General features: G+C 71.7%; 17 protein-coding genes. 10 read left to right on the forward strand and 7 right to left on the reverse strand.

What is annotated here, in order from left to right:
- Positions 1-24: 24 nt before the first annotated feature.
- Together AB0B48_RS04020 and AB0B48_RS04025 are read left to right on the forward strand one after the other, a co-directional pair.
- On the forward strand, positions 25-1,323 hold the full coding sequence (locus tag AB0B48_RS04020) for a DUF1800 domain-containing protein (RefSeq protein WP_357195526.1): 1,299 nt from the start codon (positions 25-27) through the stop codon (positions 1,321-1,323).
- Positions 1,324-1,336: 13 nt separating this feature from the next.
- On the forward strand, positions 1,337-2,578 hold the full coding sequence (locus AB0B48_RS04025) for a DUF1501 domain-containing protein (protein WP_357195529.1): 1,242 nt from the start codon (positions 1,337-1,339) through the stop codon (positions 2,576-2,578).
- Here AB0B48_RS04025 and AB0B48_RS04030 read toward each other — a convergent pair.
- Both AB0B48_RS04030 and AB0B48_RS04035 read right to left on the reverse strand, forming a co-directional pair.
- On the reverse strand, positions 2,575-3,198 hold the full coding sequence (locus AB0B48_RS04030; protein ID WP_357195531.1) for a hypothetical protein: 624 nt from the start codon (positions 3,196-3,198) through the stop codon (positions 2,575-2,577). The two genes, AB0B48_RS04025 and AB0B48_RS04030, sit on opposite strands and share 4 nt — an antisense overlap.
- A gap of 13 nt (positions 3,199-3,211) precedes the next feature.
- Entirely contained in the window at positions 3,212-3,793 is a 582-nt protein-coding gene (locus AB0B48_RS04035) for a DNA-3-methyladenine glycosylase I (RefSeq protein WP_357195534.1), read from the reverse strand.
- A 113-nt stretch (positions 3,794-3,906) separates the two neighbouring features.
- Here AB0B48_RS04035 and AB0B48_RS04040 point away from each other — a divergent pair, with 113 nt between their 5' ends.
- Positions 3,907-4,827, forward strand: coding sequence for a sterol desaturase family protein (locus tag AB0B48_RS04040; RefSeq protein WP_355005088.1), 921 nt, complete (start codon positions 3,907-3,909; stop codon positions 4,825-4,827).
- On the opposite strand, the gene AB0B48_RS04045 is transcribed toward AB0B48_RS04040, so the two are convergent.
- Both AB0B48_RS04045 and AB0B48_RS04050 read right to left on the reverse strand, forming a co-directional pair.
- Positions 4,772-5,269 (reverse strand): SRPBCC family protein, encoded by a 498-nt coding sequence (locus AB0B48_RS04045; RefSeq protein WP_355005087.1) that lies wholly within the window; start codon positions 5,267-5,269, stop codon positions 4,772-4,774. The genes AB0B48_RS04040 and AB0B48_RS04045 overlap by 56 nt on opposite strands.
- Positions 5,266-5,841 carry a DivIVA domain-containing protein gene (locus AB0B48_RS04050; RefSeq protein ID WP_357195539.1) on the reverse strand — a complete coding sequence of 192 codons (576 nt, stop codon included), beginning with the start codon at positions 5,839-5,841 and terminating at the stop codon, positions 5,266-5,268. Before AB0B48_RS04050 ends, AB0B48_RS04045 begins: the two co-directional genes overlap by 4 nt.
- Before the next feature lie 156 nt (positions 5,842-5,997).
- Between AB0B48_RS04050 and folP the strand changes: the two genes are divergently transcribed.
- On the forward strand, positions 5,998-6,867 hold the full coding sequence (folP, locus tag AB0B48_RS04055; RefSeq protein WP_357195542.1) for a dihydropteroate synthase: 870 nt from the start codon (positions 5,998-6,000) through the stop codon (positions 6,865-6,867).
- A gap of 67 nt (positions 6,868-6,934) precedes the next feature.
- Here folP and ndhC read toward each other — a convergent pair whose 3' ends face one another.
- Positions 6,935-7,312, reverse strand: a complete 378-nt coding sequence (ndhC, locus tag AB0B48_RS04060) for an NADH-quinone oxidoreductase subunit A (RefSeq protein ID WP_091394827.1) — start codon at positions 7,310-7,312, stop codon at positions 6,935-6,937.
- A 128-nt stretch (positions 7,313-7,440) separates the two neighbouring features.
- Between ndhC and AB0B48_RS04065 the strand changes: the two genes are divergently transcribed.
- From AB0B48_RS04065 to AB0B48_RS04075, 3 genes are all read left to right on the forward strand, one after another.
- Positions 7,441-8,919, forward strand: a complete 1,479-nt coding sequence (locus AB0B48_RS04065; RefSeq protein WP_357195545.1) for a hypothetical protein — start codon at positions 7,441-7,443, stop codon at positions 8,917-8,919.
- A gap of 279 nt (positions 8,920-9,198) precedes the next feature.
- Positions 9,199-11,046, forward strand: a complete 1,848-nt coding sequence (locus AB0B48_RS04070) for a 2-oxoacid:acceptor oxidoreductase subunit alpha (protein ID WP_196920913.1) — start codon at positions 9,199-9,201, stop codon at positions 11,044-11,046.
- Positions 11,039-12,070 carry a 2-oxoacid:ferredoxin oxidoreductase subunit beta gene (locus AB0B48_RS04075; protein WP_357195548.1) on the forward strand — a complete coding sequence of 344 codons (1,032 nt, stop codon included), beginning with the start codon at positions 11,039-11,041 and terminating at the stop codon, positions 12,068-12,070. The genes AB0B48_RS04070 and AB0B48_RS04075 overlap by 8 nt, the downstream gene beginning before the upstream one ends.
- 71 nt (positions 12,071-12,141) lie before the next feature.
- Here AB0B48_RS04075 and AB0B48_RS04080 read toward each other — a convergent pair whose 3' ends face one another.
- Positions 12,142-12,786 carry an NAD(P)H-dependent oxidoreductase gene (locus AB0B48_RS04080; RefSeq protein ID WP_357195551.1) on the reverse strand — a complete coding sequence of 215 codons (645 nt, stop codon included), beginning with the start codon at positions 12,784-12,786 and terminating at the stop codon, positions 12,142-12,144.
- 82 nt (positions 12,787-12,868) lie between these two features.
- On the opposite strand from AB0B48_RS04080, the gene AB0B48_RS04085 reads away from it, so the two are divergent.
- Positions 12,869-13,348 (forward strand): MarR family winged helix-turn-helix transcriptional regulator, encoded by a 480-nt coding sequence (locus AB0B48_RS04085; RefSeq protein WP_124854267.1) that lies wholly within the window; start codon positions 12,869-12,871, stop codon positions 13,346-13,348.
- A 58-nt stretch (positions 13,349-13,406) separates the two neighbouring features.
- Here AB0B48_RS04085 and AB0B48_RS04090 read toward each other — a convergent pair whose 3' ends face one another.
- Positions 13,407-14,420: a potassium channel family protein gene (locus AB0B48_RS04090; protein WP_112603739.1), complete on the reverse strand. Its 1,014-nt coding sequence runs from the start codon at positions 14,418-14,420 to the stop codon at positions 13,407-13,409.
- A gap of 166 nt (positions 14,421-14,586) precedes the next feature.
- On the opposite strand from AB0B48_RS04090, the gene AB0B48_RS04095 reads away from it, so the two are divergent.
- Both AB0B48_RS04095 and AB0B48_RS04100 read left to right on the forward strand, forming a co-directional pair.
- Positions 14,587-15,099 carry a SigE family RNA polymerase sigma factor gene (locus tag AB0B48_RS04095; RefSeq protein ID WP_357195555.1) on the forward strand — a complete coding sequence of 171 codons (513 nt, stop codon included), beginning with the start codon at positions 14,587-14,589 and terminating at the stop codon, positions 15,097-15,099.
- 11 nt (positions 15,100-15,110) lie between these two features.
- Positions 15,111-16,270: hypothetical protein (locus AB0B48_RS04100; protein WP_357195573.1), on the forward strand; the 1,160-nt coding region annotated here is incomplete at its 3' end.

The raw sequence follows: 16,270 nt of genomic DNA on the forward strand, positions 1-16,270 counted from the left end.
ACGGGCCGCCTAGCGTCGGCCGGTATGAGCGATCGTGAAGCGGTGGCGCACCTGCTGCGCCGGGCCACCTTCGGGCCGACCGCCGACGAGGTGGACGCGGCCGAGCGGGCCGGGACGGCGGCGACGCTGGACCGGCTGCTCACCCCGCCCGCGACGGACCGGGGTGCGGCGGCCACGCCGGTTCCGACGCTGCCCCCGGACCCGTACGCCGGGCTGACCAAGGACTCCACCCGCGAGCAACGGCAGCAGGCCAACGCGGAGCGCCGCAGGCAACTCCAGCAGGTCACCGAGTGGTGGCTGGACCGGATGGTGACCGCCGAGGACGGGCTGACCGAGAAGTTGGTCTTCTTCTGGCACGGGCACTGGGCGACCAGCGCCCAGAAGGTCAAGTCGGCGCGCCTGATGGTGGGCCAGTTGGAGACGCTGCGCCGGCACGGTCGTGGGCCGCTGGGCCCGCTGGTCGCCGCGATGGTGCGCGACCCCGCCCTGATCGTCTGGCTGGACGGGCAGAAGAACACCCGCAAGGCGCCGAACGAGAACCTGGCCCGCGAGCTGATGGAGCTGTTCACCCTCGGCATCCGCGCCTACAGCGAGGCCGACGTGAAGGCCGGCGCGCGGGCCCTGACCGGCTGGGTGGTCGACAGGCGCACCGGTGCGGCCCGCTTCGAGGCCCGCCGACACGACAGTGGCGAGAAGAGCATCCTCGGGCAGAGCGGCCGGTTCGACGCCGAGACGTACGCCGGCCTGCTGGCCGCCCAACCGGCGGCCGCGACCTTCGTGGCCGGTCGGCTCTGGTTCCGCTATGCCGGCACCGAGACCCCGGCCCCGGACGGCCTGGCCGGCGCGGACACCATCGCGACCCTACGCGCGCTCTTCTCCGCACCGGCCTTCGCGCAGACCCGGGGCACGCTGGTGAAGCAGCCGGTGGAGTGGTTGGTCGGTGCGCTGCGGCAACTCGGTATCCGACCGTCCGCGCTGCCCGAGCAGCAACGCAGACAACTGCTGGCGGGTCTGAACGCGCTCGACCAGGTGCCGTTGCGTCCACCCAGCGTGGGCGGTTGGCCGGCCGGGTCCGCCTGGCTGACCACCTCGTCGTTACAGGCGCGGCTGCGGACGGCCGGGGTGCTCGCCGCCGCCACGGCTCCAGCGGTGCTGGCCCGGCTGACCGCCGCGCCCACCCCCGGGCGACCGGACGCGCTGGCCCGACTGCTCGTGGTCGACGGCTGGGGCGCGCGCACCCGCGCCGCTCTCACCCCGCTGGCCGGTGAGCCCCGCACGTTGCTGGCCGCCGGCCTGGTCAGCCCCGAATACACAGTCAGCTGAGCGGAGAGTCGACATGGACACCCTGACCCGACGCAGGTTCCTGCTGACCAGTGGAGTGGTCGGCGCTGGCGCGTTGGCTGCCGGGGCCGGCGCGTACAGCCTGCGGGACCTGCTGGACACCAGCGGAGACCGGGACCCGCAGTCCCGCACGCTGGTGCTGGTGACCCTCTACGGCGGCAATGACGGCCTCAACACGGTCATCCCGTACGGCGACCCGGCCTACCGGGCGGCTCGACCGGAGCTCACGTACCCGGACGGGGAGGTGCAGCGGTTGGACGACGACTTCGGCCTCAACCCGGCGCTGGCCGGCCTGCACCAGCGCTGGTCCGGCGGTGGGTTGGCGATCGTGCGTGGGGTCGGCTACCCGAAGCCGGACCGCAGCCACTTCCGTTCGATGGACATCTGGCACACGGCGCAACCGGACCGGCCCGGCAACACCGGCTGGCTCGGGCGGTGGCTGGACGGCGCCGGTGGCGACCCCCGGCTGGCGGTCTCCTTCGAGCCGGCGCTGCCGCCGCTGCTGGCCGGGGCGCAGAGCGCCGGTGCGGCAGTGCCGGTGACCGACCGGAAGGCAGCCAAGGGGCTGTCGGCGCAGACGCTGACCGCGTTCGGGGCCGCCGAGCCGGGTGAGTCCGCCGCGCGAGCCCGGGCCGCCACCTGCTTCGCCGACCTGCGGTCGGTGGACGAGATGATCCGCCAGGTCCGCGACTCCGACAACCCGGACATGGCAGACCCGGACGGCGAGCAGGCTCCGGCGACCGCCACCGGCGGGGCGAAGACTCCGCTGGACGCCCAACTGGACCTGGTCGCGCAGTGCGTCGAGGCGGGAGTGTCCACCCGGGTCTTCTCGGTGTCGCTGGGCGGCTTCGACACGCACGCCGACGAGAAGCAGTTGCAGGCGGTGCTGCTGGGTCAGCTGGACCGGGCGTTGACCGGGTTCGCCGACCGGATGAGTCGCACCGAGGCGGGCCGGAAGGTGGTGGTGGCGGTCTACTCCGAGTTCGGCCGTCGGGTACGCGCCAACGCCTCCGACGGCACCGACCACGGCACCGCCTCGGATGTGCTGCTGCTCGGCGCGGGCGTCCGGGGCGGCTGGCACGGCGCACCGCCGAGCCTCACCGACCTCGACGACGGCGACCTGAAATACACGACGGACTTCCGAGACGTCTACGCCACGCTGCTGGAACGGGTGCTGGACACCGACCCGGGCCCGGTCCTCGCCGACTGGCGGGGACGGGTGGACAAGCTCTTCTAATCGTCCTCTTCCGGGTCCTGGTTGGCCTGCTCGCCCAGCACGAACGCCTGCATGGCCAGCTCGTCGCCGGCCGGCGAGACGAAGGCGGGCAGCTCACGCGGGCCCAGCTCCTGCACGTAGGACCAGAAGAGCCGTACCGCCTCGGCCGGCGTGTCGGCCTCGATCGGCAGGTCGAGGCTGACCAGCCAGGTGCGGCGCACCGGGGGCGGGCCGAGCTGGTCGGCCAGCGCCCGGAAGGCCGCCGGCTCCACGGCGGTCACCGGCCCGTCGAGCGTCAGCAGGTCGGCCGGCACCGGCTCGTCGAAGGCCCGCCGGGTGTACGCGACGACGAGCGTGCCCGGCTCGACCGGGGACTGCGGGTCGTCCGGGTCCTCGCGGTGGCGTCGTCCCGGCTCGGTGACCCGGCCGAGGGCCACCAGCCGGGGCGGCGCGTCGACCAGCACTGCCACCTGGTCGCCCGGCCCTGGCCGGGCGACGTCGGTCAGCCCGGTCAGCTCCAGCGTGTCGTGGTGTACGAGCCGCTCGGCGTCGTACCGTTCGGCGGGCAGCAGCACGGCCCAGGTGCCCATCCCGTCGGCGTTGCCGGCCGCACCGGCCCGGTGCGCGGTCTCGGTCGTCATGCCTGCCATCTCATCACGCCGCCGGTGGGACGGTGACGTGACAGCCGACGATGTGATCGTCGACCATCCCGGTGGCTTGCATCAGCGCGTACGCGGTGGTCGGGCCGACGAACCGGAAGCCGCGCTTCTTGAGTGCCTTGGCCATCGCCGTCGACTCCGGGGTGATCGGCGCCAGCTCGGCGAACGAGGCGGGGCGAGTCGGCCGGGGCTCCGGCGCGAAGGACCAGAGCAGCGCGGAGAGGCCCTCCGGCAGCTCCAGTGCGGCGCGGGCGTTGGCGATCGCCGCCTCGATCTTGGCCCGGTTGCGGACGATGCCGGCGTCGGCGAGCAGCCGGGTGACGTCGGCATCGTCGTAGCGGGCGACGGTCGGGATGTGGAACTCGTCGAAGGCCAGTCGGAACGCCGGACGCTTGCGCAGGATGGTCAGCCAGGACAACCCGGACTGGAACGCCTCCAGCGTCATCCGCTCGTAGAGCGCGTCGTCTCCGCGCAGCGGTCGCCCCCACTCGGTGTCGTGGTAGACGGCGTAGTCGGGGGTGCTCGACCCCCAGGCGCAGCGAGCCAGCCCGTCGGCGCCGATCACCAGGTCAGTCACCTGGTACACGCTAGGGCATCCGTCCGACACCCCATTGCCACCGGCCGCCCGGCTGCCTATGGTGCTTGTTACCGACCGGTAGGTCGAGGTCACCCGACGGTGCGCCCCGACCGGTGACGGCGAGCGGAGGCCGCGCGGTGAAGGAGTTCCCGGACGTCATCGCCTGGTCGATCCCGGCCTTCGTGCTTCTCATCGTGTTGGAGCGAATCTCCTACCTGCTGCACCGCGACGACGACGAGGTCGGCTACGGCGGCGCCGACACCGCGACCAGCCTGACGATGGGGCTGGGAAGCATTTTCGCCGACCTGCTCTGGAAGGTGCCGATCGCCGCCGCGTACGCGCTGCTCTACGCGCTCACCCCACTGCGGGTCGCCGAGCTCTGGTGGACCTGGCCGCTGATCCTGCTCGCGCAGGACTTCTGCTACTACTGGTCGCACCGCGGCCACCACGTGATCCGCATCCTCTGGGCCTCGCACGTGGTGCACCACTCGTCGCAGCGGTTCAACCTCTCCACCGCGCTGCGCCAGCCGTGGACCGGCCTGACCAGTTGGGTGTTCTACATCCCGCTGATCCTGGCCGGCGTCCACCCGGCCGTTGTCGCGTTCTGTGGCTCGGTCAACCTGCTCTACCAGTTCTGGATCCACACCGAGCGGATCGAGAAGATGCCGCGCTGGTACGAGGCTGTGTTCAACACCCCGTCGCACCACCGGGTGCACCACGCGTCGCAGGGCAGCTACCTGGACCGCAACTTCGGCGGCATCCTGATCGTCTGGGACCGGCTCTTCGGGTCGTTCGCGCCGGAAGGGGAACGTTGCGTGTACGGCCTGACCAAGAACGTCGGCAGCTACAACCCGGTCCGGGTGGCCTTCCACGAGTACGCCTCGATCGCCCGGGACCTGCGGGCCGCGGTGACCTGGCGGCACCGGGTCGGGCATCTCTTCCGCGCACCGGGCTGGCAGCCGGCACCGGGCTCCCCGGTCAGGGCAGCCGGCCCTGCTCGACCAGACGGGCAAACCTCTTCAGCGCCTGGGTGAGGCCGAGCTTGGAGCCGGGCCAGAGCACCGGCCACGCCAGTCGACCGGCCCGACCGCCCGGCAGGTGGAACCACTCGTGCCAGACGACCTGGGTGCGGTCCCGGTCCAGCTGGGTGCAGCGCAGCACCCCCGGGCCGCGCAGCAGCTGGCCGTGGTGCACGACGCCGATCTCGTACGGCTCGTCGACCCGGACAACCAGCATCTCGTCGCGCAGCGTCGCCCGGCCGAGCGCGGTCACCGCCTCGATCCGGCTGCCCTCGCGGCCGTCGCCCTCGACCACCCGGACGCGGGTGAACGGGATCCAGTCGGACTGACGTTCCCAGGCGAGCAGCGCGGCGAACACCCGCTCCGCCGGGGCTTCGACGATCACCGTGGCGGTCACCTCACCGGCACCGGGTCGGGCCGCCTCGCGAAGATCGTCAGCGCCCTCCGGCTCGGTCACGCCGACTCCGACCGAACCACCGCGTCGTGCTGGTCGGTGCCGGCGGTCTGCTCACGATCGGCCGACTCGCCGTCGGCGGGCGCGGCGGCAGGCGCCACCCCGTCGGAATCCGTCGGGGACGAGCTGGCGGCGGGCAACGGGTCGGAAGTCGTCGAACCGACCGGGGCCGAGGCCGCCTCGCCCGGCTCGGTCGCGTCCGCGGGAGTCACCTTGCTGGCAGACTGCTCGCGGGCCTGCCGCAGCACGTCCGCGTCGTCGGTGCGCCCCTCACGCAAGGCGATGACCTCCGACTCCAGTACGCCGATCAGCTCGGACTTGTAACCGATGTCGTAGGCGGCACGGCGCAACGCCTTATCGACCTGGTCCATCCGGTACCCGCGCAACCCGGTGTCGAAACGGACCGCCCCCACGTCGGATTCACGCAACGGGCGGGTGCCCGGCAACGCCACGGCCTGCGAATCCGGCTCGGCCGGCACCAGGCCGGGATCACGCCCGCTGACCAGCACCGTCACACCGAATATCACCGCTGCGACTGTCAACGCCACGACCAGAAGGAGCAGAAGCTGACCCATGTACTGATCGTGGCATGGCAGCCGGCCGGGAGCGACCCCGCCACCCGCCTCGATCACGATCGGTGCCGACGCCCGCCCGGGATGGTGGACGGGCGACCGGCTAGCGTCGGGACCGGCCGACGCGGCGGCGGCGGCGTGAACTTGCAGGAGGCGGGCATGGCCGGGGCGCTTCGGCTGGGTGGGCACACGTTCGCCCCCGGCGAGCTGGTGGTGATGGCGATCATCAACCGCACGCCGGACTCGTTCTTCGACCGCGGGGCCACCTACGCCGCCGACAGCGCTCTGCGCGCGGTGGAGCGGGCGGTGTACGAGGGCGCGGCCATCATCGACATCGGCGGCGTCAAGGCCGGCCCCGGCGCGGACGTGGACGTCGCCGAGGAGATCCGGCGCACGGTGGACACCATCGCCGCCGTCCGAGCCGCGTTTCCGGACGTCGTGATCTCCATCGACACCTGGCGGGCCGAGGTGGCGACGGAGGCCGTGGCGGCCGGCGCCGACCTCCTCAACGACACCTGGTCGGGCGCCGACCCGGCGTTGGTCCGGGTGGCCGCGCAGACCGGTGCCGGCCTGGTCTGTTCGCACGCCGGCGGGCTGACGCCGCGGACCAGGCCGCACCGGGCCGCCTTCACCGACGTGGTCGCCGACGTGGTCGCGACGGTGACCGGGCTCGCCGAGCGCGCGGTGGCGGCAGGGGTACGCCCCGACGGCATCCTCATCGACCCGGCGCACGACTTCGGTAAGAACACCCGGCACTCGCTGGAGATCACCCGCCGACTGGACGAGCTGACCGCTACCGGCTGGCCGGTGCTGGTGGCGCTCTCCAACAAGGACTTCATCGGGGAGACGCTGGGCCTGCCGGTGGCCGAACGGCTGGAGGGGACGCTCTCCGCGACGGCCGTCTCGGCCTGGTTGGGTGCCCGGGTCTTCCGGGCCCACCAGGTCGGCCCGACCCGCCGGGTGCTGGACATGGTGGCCTCGATCCGAGGCGACCGCCCGCCCACCGCCACCCGCCGGGGCCTCGCCTGACCGGTCGTCGCCGTAACCGACAGCGAACGGTCCGAGGGACCGACACGATCGCCGGAAGCAGTGGCGCTCAGGTCCAGCGGAGGATGTTCCTACGCCAGGCGTAGAGGATGCCGAGCGCCAGCACGGCCACGAACACCGCCATCTCCACCACCGTCACCAGACCGAAGCCGGGCCGGTCGAAGACCACCGCCCAGGGGAAGAGGAACACCGCCTCGACCGCGAACAGCACGTAGAGGTAGGCGTACACGTAGTAGCGGATCTGCATCTGCGCCCAGTCGGCACCGACCGGGTCGAGCCCGCACTCGTAGCTGGCCCGCTTGCCCGGCGGGTCGGCCGGACGCGCCGGGCGTAACACCCGGTTCGCCGAGAACGCCGTAACGAAGAAGAGAACGCTGGCGAGCAGCAGGAGCCCGAGCGTCGCGTACGAGCCCAGGTATCCGTTCACAGTCGGCAGCCTACCGTCCGCCCGGACGGGTCGTCCCAAACACGTTACGAATTTGTTTCGCATGGGACTAGTGCCCCGGGGCAACTGTTACCGAATACTGGACACCCACCCATGTCACCGGAGGATTGATGTCCCGCGTGAAGACATCGCCCGGTAACCGGGCGGAGGGGCGACGTTCCACGCCCCTGCTGGCGACCGCGCTCGCGCTCGGCCTGCTCACGGCGCTCGCCGTGGGGCCGGCCTGGGCCAGCGCGGCCGCACCGGACGCGGAGCCGGTCGCGACCTCGGCCGAGCCGGTCAACGAGCCGGGAGGCGAGGAGCCCCCGACCACACCGGCGGAGGAGCCCACCCCGACCGAGGACCCGGGCGGTGAACCGGAGCCGACCGGCCCGGCGCCGGAGACCTCCGCGCCACCACCGGAGACGACACCACCGGCACCGGTGACCACCGCCCCGGAGATCCCGCCGGCACCGACCACCGTCGCGCCCGCGCCGGACGCCACCACCCGACCGCCCAGCCCGGCTCCCCCGGTGCCACCGACGGCGCCCCCCGCCCCGCCGACACCGCCGGGGCCGACGGTCCGCCCGCCCGCCCCGGGTTCGGCGCCGCCGCCGCAGAGCCCGCTGGGCGTGCAGGTCACCACCGGCGACGTCACCCTCACCGAGGCGTACTGGAACACGCCGAGCATGGCCGCCACCCTCCAGGTCACCGTGCACAACACCGGCACCACAACGGAACAGATCCGACTCTCGTACACGCTGCCCGTCGGGCTGACCGACGCCGGCACGAAGGGCTGCGCCGCCGCCGGTGGTGGGACGTACCGGTGCGGTGCCTGGACCGCCGGAGCGGGCGTCCGGTTCAGCACCGTGCTGCGGCTGCGGGTCGCCGGCACGGCGTGGAAGCAGATGCCGCTCAGCGGCGCCGTCCAGGTCATCGCGGACGCGCCGGGAGCGGAAGGGGAGGCGACCGACGACCAGGGCTTCGCGGTGCTCTTCCCAGCGGGCCCGCCGGTGCCCGGGATCGCGCTCGCCGCCGACGAGGTGGTCTTCGACATCAGCGGCGGCCCCAGCACCCTCACACTCCGGCTGGGCAACACCGGCGCGGTGGACGCCGCCGGCCGGGTCGACGTCGTCCTGCCGGCCGGGGTGACAGTGCCGACCCCACCGCTCGGCTGCGTGGCGGTCGACCCGACGCGTACCCGCTGCGACGCCGGCCTGGTGCTGGCGGGCACGACCGCCGAGGTGCAGCTGCCGGTGGAGGCGACGCCGCAGGCTCAGCGGGAAGCGCCGCTGTCCGGTGCCGTGATCGGGCAACTCGATCCACGCAGCGGCCCGACCCGGCGGGTGCAGATGAGCTTCCGGATCACCGCGGCAGCCGCACTGGCCACGCCGGTGGTCTCCCCACCCGCGCCGACCGGCTCGCAGGGCGTACTGCCCGCCGGTGCCACGACCGGAGACGGCGGGTTGACGTCGGTTCAGCGCACCGCTGTCATCCTGATCGCGGTCTCCACGCTGCTGGTGGTGCTGGCCCTCACGCTGGCCACGACCTCGCTGCGGCGCCGGCTCGGCGGCCCGCCGCCCGAGCCCGCGCCCAACCCCGCCGACTGATCGACGGACGACCCCGGCCCGCGCGACCGGGGTCGTCGGCGCGACCGGGTGGTGATCTGAATTACGGCGGGCGGTGCGTAACCCCGCAAAGGCGGGCATTTCGCATCCAGATCCGTCCCCAGTAGGCAACCCTCCGGGGATGGTTAGGGCCCCCTTAGACGTAGGCTCTCAGGAGAGGAACGACAGCGGCCGGACCAGCCTGGGGCGGTGCGGTGAAGCGTTGCGTCGAGGAGGTTCCGTGGCCGGGCAAGCCCCGCAGTCGCGAACGAAGGTGGCACAGTGACCAAGCAGATCCGTCAACTCGACCGAGTGGTCATCCGGTTCGCCGGTGACTCCGGCGACGGCATGCAGCTGACCGGCGACCGGTTCACCTCGGAGACGGCGCAGCTCGGCAACGACATCTCCACACTGCCAAACTTCCCCGCCGAGATCCGGGCTCCCGCCGGCACCCTGCCCGGCGTGTCGAGCTTCCAGGTGCACTTCGCCGACTACGACATCCTCACGCCGGGCGACGCGCCCAACGTGCTGGTGGCGATGAACCCGGCGGCACTCAAGGCCAACCTGGCCGATCTGCCGCGCGGCGCGGACATCATCGTCAACACCGACGAGTTCACCAAGCGCAACCTCGCCAAGGTCGGTTACCAGAGCAGCCCGCTGGACGACGACTCGCTGGCCGGTTACGTGGTGCACCCGGTGGCGCTGACCTCGATGACCGTTGGCGCGCTCGCTGCCCACCAGGTGTCCAAGAAGGACGCCGAGCGGTCGAAGAACATGTTCGCGCTCGGCCTGCTCTCCTGGATGTACTCCCGGCCCTACGAGTCGACGCTGCGCTTCCTGGAGCGCAAGTTCGCGGCCCGCCCGGAGCTGGTCGCCGCGAACGTCGCCGCCTTCAAGGCTGGCTGGAACTTCGGCGAGACCACCGAGGACTTCGCTGTCCGCTACGAGGTCAAGCCGGCCAAGATGAAGCCGGGCACCTACCGCAACATCACCGGCAACGCGGCCCTCTCGCTGGGGCTGGTCGCCGCCGGGGTCCGCTCCGGGCTTCCGGTCTTCCTCGGCGCGTACCCGATCACGCCCGCGTCGGACATCCTGCACGAGCTGAGCAAGCACAAGCGCTTCGGCGTTCTCACAGTGCAGGCCGAGGACGAGATCGCCGCCGTCGGCGCCGCGCTGGGCGCCTCCTACGGCGGGTCGCTCGGGGTGACCACCACCAGCGGCCCCGGCGTGGCGCTCAAGAGCGAGACGATCTCGCTCGCGGTGGCGCTGGAGCTGCCGCTGGTGATCGTGGACGTGCAGCGCGCCGGCCCGTCGACCGGCATGCCGACCAAGACCGAGCAGGCCGACCTCAACATGGCGCTCTACGGCCGGCACGGCGAGGCGCCGGTCGCGGTGATCGCGCCCCGGTCGCCGTCGGACTGCTTCTTCGCGGCGCTGGAGGCGGCCCGGATCGCGCTCACCTACCGCACCCCGGTGATCCTGCTGTCCGACAACTACGTCGCCAACGGTTCCGAGCCGTGGCTGCTGCCCGACGTGGAGTCGCTGCCCGACCTGCGGGTCGAGTTCGCCACCAAGCCCAACGGCGAGGACGGCACCACCTTCCTGCCCTACCTGCGTGACCCGGAGACCCTGGCCCGGCCATGGGCGATCCCCGGCACCGCGGGCCTGGAGCACCGGATCGGCGGTCTGGAGAAGGCCGACAAGACCGGGGACATCTCCTACGACCCGGCCAACCACGACTTCATGGTGCGCACCCGGGCCGCGCGGATCGAGACCATTCCGGTGCCGGACATCGAGGTGGAGGACCCGGACGGCGACGCCCGGGTGCTGGTCCTTGGTTGGGGCTCGACGTACGGGCCGATCGGCGCGGCGTGCCGCGGGGTCCGCCAGCGTGGCCTCTCCATCGCCCAGGCGCACCTGCGGCACCTGGCGCCGATGCCGGCCAACCTCGGTGAGGTGCTCCGCTCGTACGACAAGGTGGTCATCCCGGAGATGAACCTGGGCCAGCTGGCCCACGTCATCCGGGCCCGCTACCTGGTCGACGCGATCAGCTACAACCAGGTCCGCGGTCTGCCGTTCACGGCCGCCGAGCTGGAGACGACGCTGGAAGAGGTGCTGAAGAATGTCTGAGCCCGTCGCCGTCAAGCTCACCGCCAAGGACTTCAAGTCCGACCAGGAGGTGCGCTGGTGCCCCGGCTGCGGTGACTACGCGATCCTGGCGGCCATCCAGCAGTTCATGCCGGAGCTGAACATCCCCCGGGAGCGCACCGTCTTCGTCTCCGGGATCGGCTGCTCGTCCCGCTTCCCGTACTACATGAACACGTACGGGATGCACTCGATCCACGGTCGGGCCCCGGCGATCGCGACCGGCCTGTCGGTGTCCCGGCCGGACCTGTCGGTCTGGGTGGTCACCGGCGACGGCGACGCGCTCTCCATCGGTGGCAACCACCTGATCCACGCGCTGCGTCGCAACGTCAACCTCAAGATCCTGCTGTTCAACAACCGGATCTACGGTCTGACCAAGGGCCAGTATTCTCCGACGTCCGAGGTCGGCAAGGTCACCAAGTCGACCCCGGCCGGCTCGGCGGACGCCCCGTTCAACCCGCTCTCGCTCGCCCTCGGGGCGGAGGCCAGCTTCGTCGGCCGCACCATCGACTCGGACCGCAAGCACCTCCAGTCGGTGCTGCGGGCCGCCGCGGAGCACGAGGGCTCGGCCTTCGTGGAGATCTACCAGAACTGCAACATCTTCAACGACGGGGCGTTCGAACAGCTCAAGGACCCGTCGACCCGGGACGACTACCTGATCCGCCTGGAGCACGGGCAGCCGATCACCTTCGGTGACGGGCGCTTCTGCGTGGTGCACCCGCCGGGTGGCTTCGGTCTGGAGGTCCGGGAGACCAGTTCGGTCCGCCCCGAGGAGATCGTCGTGCACGACGCGACGGTGACCGACCCGGCGTACGCGTTCGCGCTGTCCCGGCTGCCCGGCCTGGACCTGCGCAACACCCCGATCGGGGTGTTCCGCTCGGTGGACCGACCGTCCTACGACAGCGTCGTGCAGGCTCAGCTCGCGGCCGCCAAGGCGACTGTCACCGAGACCCCCGAGCAGCAGCTCGCCGGCCTGCTGGGCAGCGGCGACACCTGGACGATCATCTGACCCGTCGTTACTGACGAGAGCGGCCGTCCCCGATCCGGGGGCGGCCGCTCTCTCGTCGTACCGGCGCTGCCTCAGCGCTGGGCGGTGGCCGGCGTCCAGAGGTTGTCGATCTCCTTTTCGGCCGCCGCGAGACTCGCCTCGTGCAGCGGGATCAGCTCGGCCATCGCCGGCACCGACGGTGCCAGGGTCAGCTCGGCACTGATGAAGCGCGGCTGCATGCCGGTCATCGACAGGCCGTGCGGGAGCCAAGGCTCGGCGTGGTCCCAGCCGGAGCGAGGGGTGCCCTCGCCGTAGCCGCCGCCCCGGGTGGCCAGCACCACGAATTCGCGCCCGCCGAGCAGGCCCTCCTGCGTCGTCGGGTCGTACGCCAGCCCGGGAACGATCAGGTGGTCGACCCAGGACTTGACGCTGCTGGGCGCACCGAAGTTGTAGAGCGGCAGGCCGAGCAGCACCACGTCGGCCCGCTTCACCTCGTCGACCAGCCGCTCACTGAGCTGCCAGGAGTCGCGCTGCGCCGGGCTGTGCTGGTCCGGCGGCGTCATGCGAGCCAGCCCACCGTCTGCATCCAGGTGCGGCAGCGGCTCCGCGCCCAGATCTCGGTAGGCCACAGTGCCGTTCGGGTGAGCCGCACGCCAGGTCGCGACGGCGCGGGCGGTGAGCCGCCGGCTGACCGACCAGTCACCGCGGATGCTCGAGTCGATATGCAGCAGATGCATCATTCCTCCTCCAGGAATCGTCTGTGAAGCACCAACTATTTATAGCAGGCCGATGTTCCGCAGGCTCGGTAGACTGGGTCACATGTCCGCGCAGCCGCTCGACTCCTCCGAGCACCGCTCGGGCGCACTCCTGGACCATCTGGCCCGGCGGATGCGACTGCGGTCGGAGTCGGTGCTGGCGCCGCTGGGACTTCGCCCGCGGCATCTGGTCGCGCTCACCGTGCTGCGCGCCGGCGGCGGCACCGGGCAGCAGGCGCTCGCCACCATCCTGGAGATGGACAGCACCAACATCGTCGGGCTGCTCAACGACCTGGAGGCGAAGCAGCTGATCGAGCGTCGGCGCTCACCCGAGGATCGTCGCCGACACGTCGTCGAACTCACCGAAGATGGGGCGAAACGCCTCAGCGAGGCCGAATGCGCCCTGGCCAGCGCCGAGGACGAGGTGCTGGGCGCGCTGGATCCCGCCGAGCGGGAGACGCTCTACAAACTGCTCAGCCGGGCCTCCACCGGCACGGCGGTCAACTGCACCGAGGCGATCTGCGTCGCCGACGACACCTGCTGACGCCGCCTCACCACACTGACGACAGCGGGGCCGGCACGCCGCGGCAGCGGCAGGACGATCAGGCGGTGGTCGCCGACTGGGGACGGTCGTCGCGTACGTGCACCAGCATGTCGCCGGTCTCGATCACCGCGCCGGCCCGGTCGGCCAGGGTGACCACCTTGCCCCGCCGTACCAGGGCGATCACCAACGACTCCAGCTCGCGCGGCGAGCGACCCACCTCGTCCCGCTCGGCCGAACGCATAGCCAGCGCCATGCCCTGGCCGGGGGTGAGCAGGTCCTCCACCACGTCGATCAGCGGCGGCGCCGAGGTGGACAGGCCGAGCAGCCGGCCCGCCGTGGCCGAGGAGACGATCACATGGTGTGCGCCACTCTGCTTGAGCAGCGGGGCGTTCTCCGCCTCCCGGGCTGCCGCGATGATGCGAACCTGCCCGGCGGTGAGCTGCCGTACCGTCAGCGCGACAAGCACCGACGCGTCGTCGCTGTCGGTCGCGATGATCACGGCCTTCGCGTTCTTGACGTGCGCCTCGTTCAGCACCGACGAGCGGGTCGCCGAGCCCTCGATCGCCACCAGCCCGGCGGAGGTGGCCTGCCGCAGGGCGGCGGCGCTGCGCTCCACCACCACGATCCGCGAACGGTCCAGACCGTTCTCCATCAGGGCGGAGACAGCGCTACGCCCCTTGGTCCCGTAGCCGCAGATGATGACGTGGTCCTTCACGGCTCTCCTCCACCGCGACAGGCGACGGCCGGTCCGGTACTGCTCGGTCAGAACTTCCAGGGTGGTGCCGACCAGGATGATAAGGAAGATCACTCGGGCCGGGGTGATGAAGAGGACGTTGACCAGCCGGGCCGACGGCGCGGCCGGGGTGATGTCCCCGTAACCGGTGGTCGAGAGCGAGACGACCGCGTAGTAGAAACAGTCGAGGAGAGTCAGACCGTCCTCATTGACGTCGCGGTAGCCGTCCCGGCCGAGATAGACCGCGGCGACCACTGCGAAGACCAGGCCCAGGGCGGCGGCGAGCCGAAGGCTCAGCGCGCTCAGCGGCCCCCGACGCTGCGCGGGAAAATGGATCACCGTCGAACCTGCTCCCCCGCCGTCGCCTGCACGCCCACAACATAGCGGGTACGCCGCCGATCGCACGTCCGGGTCGCGGCGGACAACCGACGCCGCTCCCGCACCCGACTTACGGACGACAACGACGAACCGGTGCAGGCCGGCAGACGGAGGGGGCGCGACCCTCGTGACGACGAGCGGCAGACGGCGAGCCGAGGCCGACGACGAATACACCGAGTACGTCCGGTCCCGGATGGCGCAGTGGCGACGCACCGCCTACCTGATGTGCGGGGACTGGGACCGGGGCGACGACATCCTGCAACGGGTGCTCACCGAGCTGTACCGCTCGTGGGCGCGGGCGCGGCAGGCCGATCACCTGGACGCACTGGTGCGCACCATGCTGCTGCGGCGACTGATCGACGAGCGGCGGTTGCGGTGGACGCGGGTCCGCCTCGGCGCCGCGCTGCCCGACGTGTCCAGGGCCTTCGCCGATCCGACCGACCGGATCACCCTGGTGGGCGCGCTGCGGCAGGTGCCTCCACGCCAACGCGCGGTGCTGGTGCTGCGGTACTTCCAGGACCTCAGCGTCGAGGAGACCGCCCACGCGATGGGCTGCTCGACGGGGACGGTGAAGAGCCAGACCGCCAAGGGCCTGGCCACTCTGCGCACCCTGCTCACCCCCACCCTGACCGCGAACTGAGAGGAGCGACGATGCTTGACGAACGCCAGATCGGCGACCTGATGCTGACCGAGATCGAGTCGGCCGAGCGGCCCTCCGTCGTGCTGGACGTGGAACGGGCGATGACCACGGCACGGCGGCAACGCCGCCTCGCTCACGGTGCCGGCGCCGCGCTGCTGGCGGTGGCGCTCACCGTCGGCGGGCTCACCGTCCCCCACCTGCTGACCCCGGACCGGGCGCCGGCCCCCGCCCCGTTCGACGCCGCCACACTCCCCGGCCAGACCGGACTACCGGCCGCGCTCACCACCATCGACCCACAACGGGTGTACGTCCGGTTCGGCTGGCTGCCGGACGGGCTGCCCAAACTTCAATACCAGGCCGGGCTGTTGCTCTCCGGCTCCGGCGTCTATCTCAGCGCGTCCACTGCGCCCGGCGGCGGCCAATGGAAGGGCGTCGCGATCACCCTCTATCCGAGGGGAGTGCAGCCTTCGGCACCGCAGCGGGACAGCGGCGAAGCGGCCCGGCCCGGCGAGACCACACCCGGCCCGCAGTTGAATGGCGGGGCCAGCAGTTTCGCCTCGTACAGCGGGGCCGAGCAGCCGGAGGCGATCCTCCGCTGGCGGTACGCCCCGGACGGCTGGGCACAGCTCAGGGTGGTCGGCGTCGGAGCCGACGTCCGGAGCACCGCGACGCGGGTGGCCCGGGCGCTGCGGTTCGCAGACGACCCGATCCCGATGCCGGCCGCGGTGGCGGGTGTACCGGCAGCACTACAGGTGATCGCCGTCGACGTGCAGGAGTCGCTGGACGAGCCGAAGGTCTGGTACGCGTCGACCACCTGGTCACCGAAGTCGATCACCGACGATCCCGGCCAGCAGCGCGCCCGGACGATGACGGTGAGCATCTCCCGCTACCGGAACATCACCGATTCCGCCGACAACGAGTACGTCGACCCGAACACGACCGTCGACGGGCACCCGGCGCGGTTCGGCGGGGAGAACGGCAACGAGTCGTTGACCGTCTACGACGTCGACGGGGCGAACGTGTCGATCGACGACAGCGCCCTGCTCCCCAGCGGTGGCACCCGGGCGCTGTTCCCGGCGGTCCCTGCTGCTCGGTGGCTCGATCGCCCAGTACGCCAGCGGTCGGCTGCGGATCAACCAGGCCATGCTGTGGGGCGCGGTGATCCAGTTGC

This window comes from Micromonospora sp. NPDC049089 (assembly GCF_040648775.1).
Lineage (GTDB): Bacteria > Actinomycetota > Actinomycetes > Mycobacteriales > Micromonosporaceae > Micromonospora.

Coding starts and splice junctions, on each gene's coding strand:
- AB0B48_RS04030 (WP_357195531.1), bottom strand. CDS start 3,198: ATGACGACCGAGACCGCGCACCGGGCCGGTGCGGCCGGCAACGCCGAC.
- AB0B48_RS04050 (WP_357195539.1), bottom strand. CDS start 5,841: ATGGGTCAGCTTCTGCTCCTTCTGGTCGTGGCGTTGACAGTCGCAGCG.
- AB0B48_RS04085 (WP_124854267.1), top strand. CDS start 12,869: ATGTCCGCGCAGCCGCTCGACTCCTCCGAGCACCGCTCGGGCGCACTC.
- folP (WP_357195542.1), top strand. CDS start 5,998: ATGGCCGGGGCGCTTCGGCTGGGTGGGCACACGTTCGCCCCCGGCGAG.
- AB0B48_RS04080 (WP_357195551.1), bottom strand. CDS start 12,786: ATGCATCTGCTGCATATCGACTCGAGCATCCGCGGTGACTGGTCGGTC.
- AB0B48_RS04020 (WP_357195526.1), top strand. CDS start 25: ATGAGCGATCGTGAAGCGGTGGCGCACCTGCTGCGCCGGGCCACCTTC.
- AB0B48_RS04075 (WP_357195548.1), top strand. CDS start 11,039: ATGTCTGAGCCCGTCGCCGTCAAGCTCACCGCCAAGGACTTCAAGTCC.
- AB0B48_RS04025 (WP_357195529.1), top strand. CDS start 1,337: ATGGACACCCTGACCCGACGCAGGTTCCTGCTGACCAGTGGAGTGGTC.
- AB0B48_RS04065 (WP_357195545.1), top strand. CDS start 7,441: ATGTCCCGCGTGAAGACATCGCCCGGTAACCGGGCGGAGGGGCGACGT.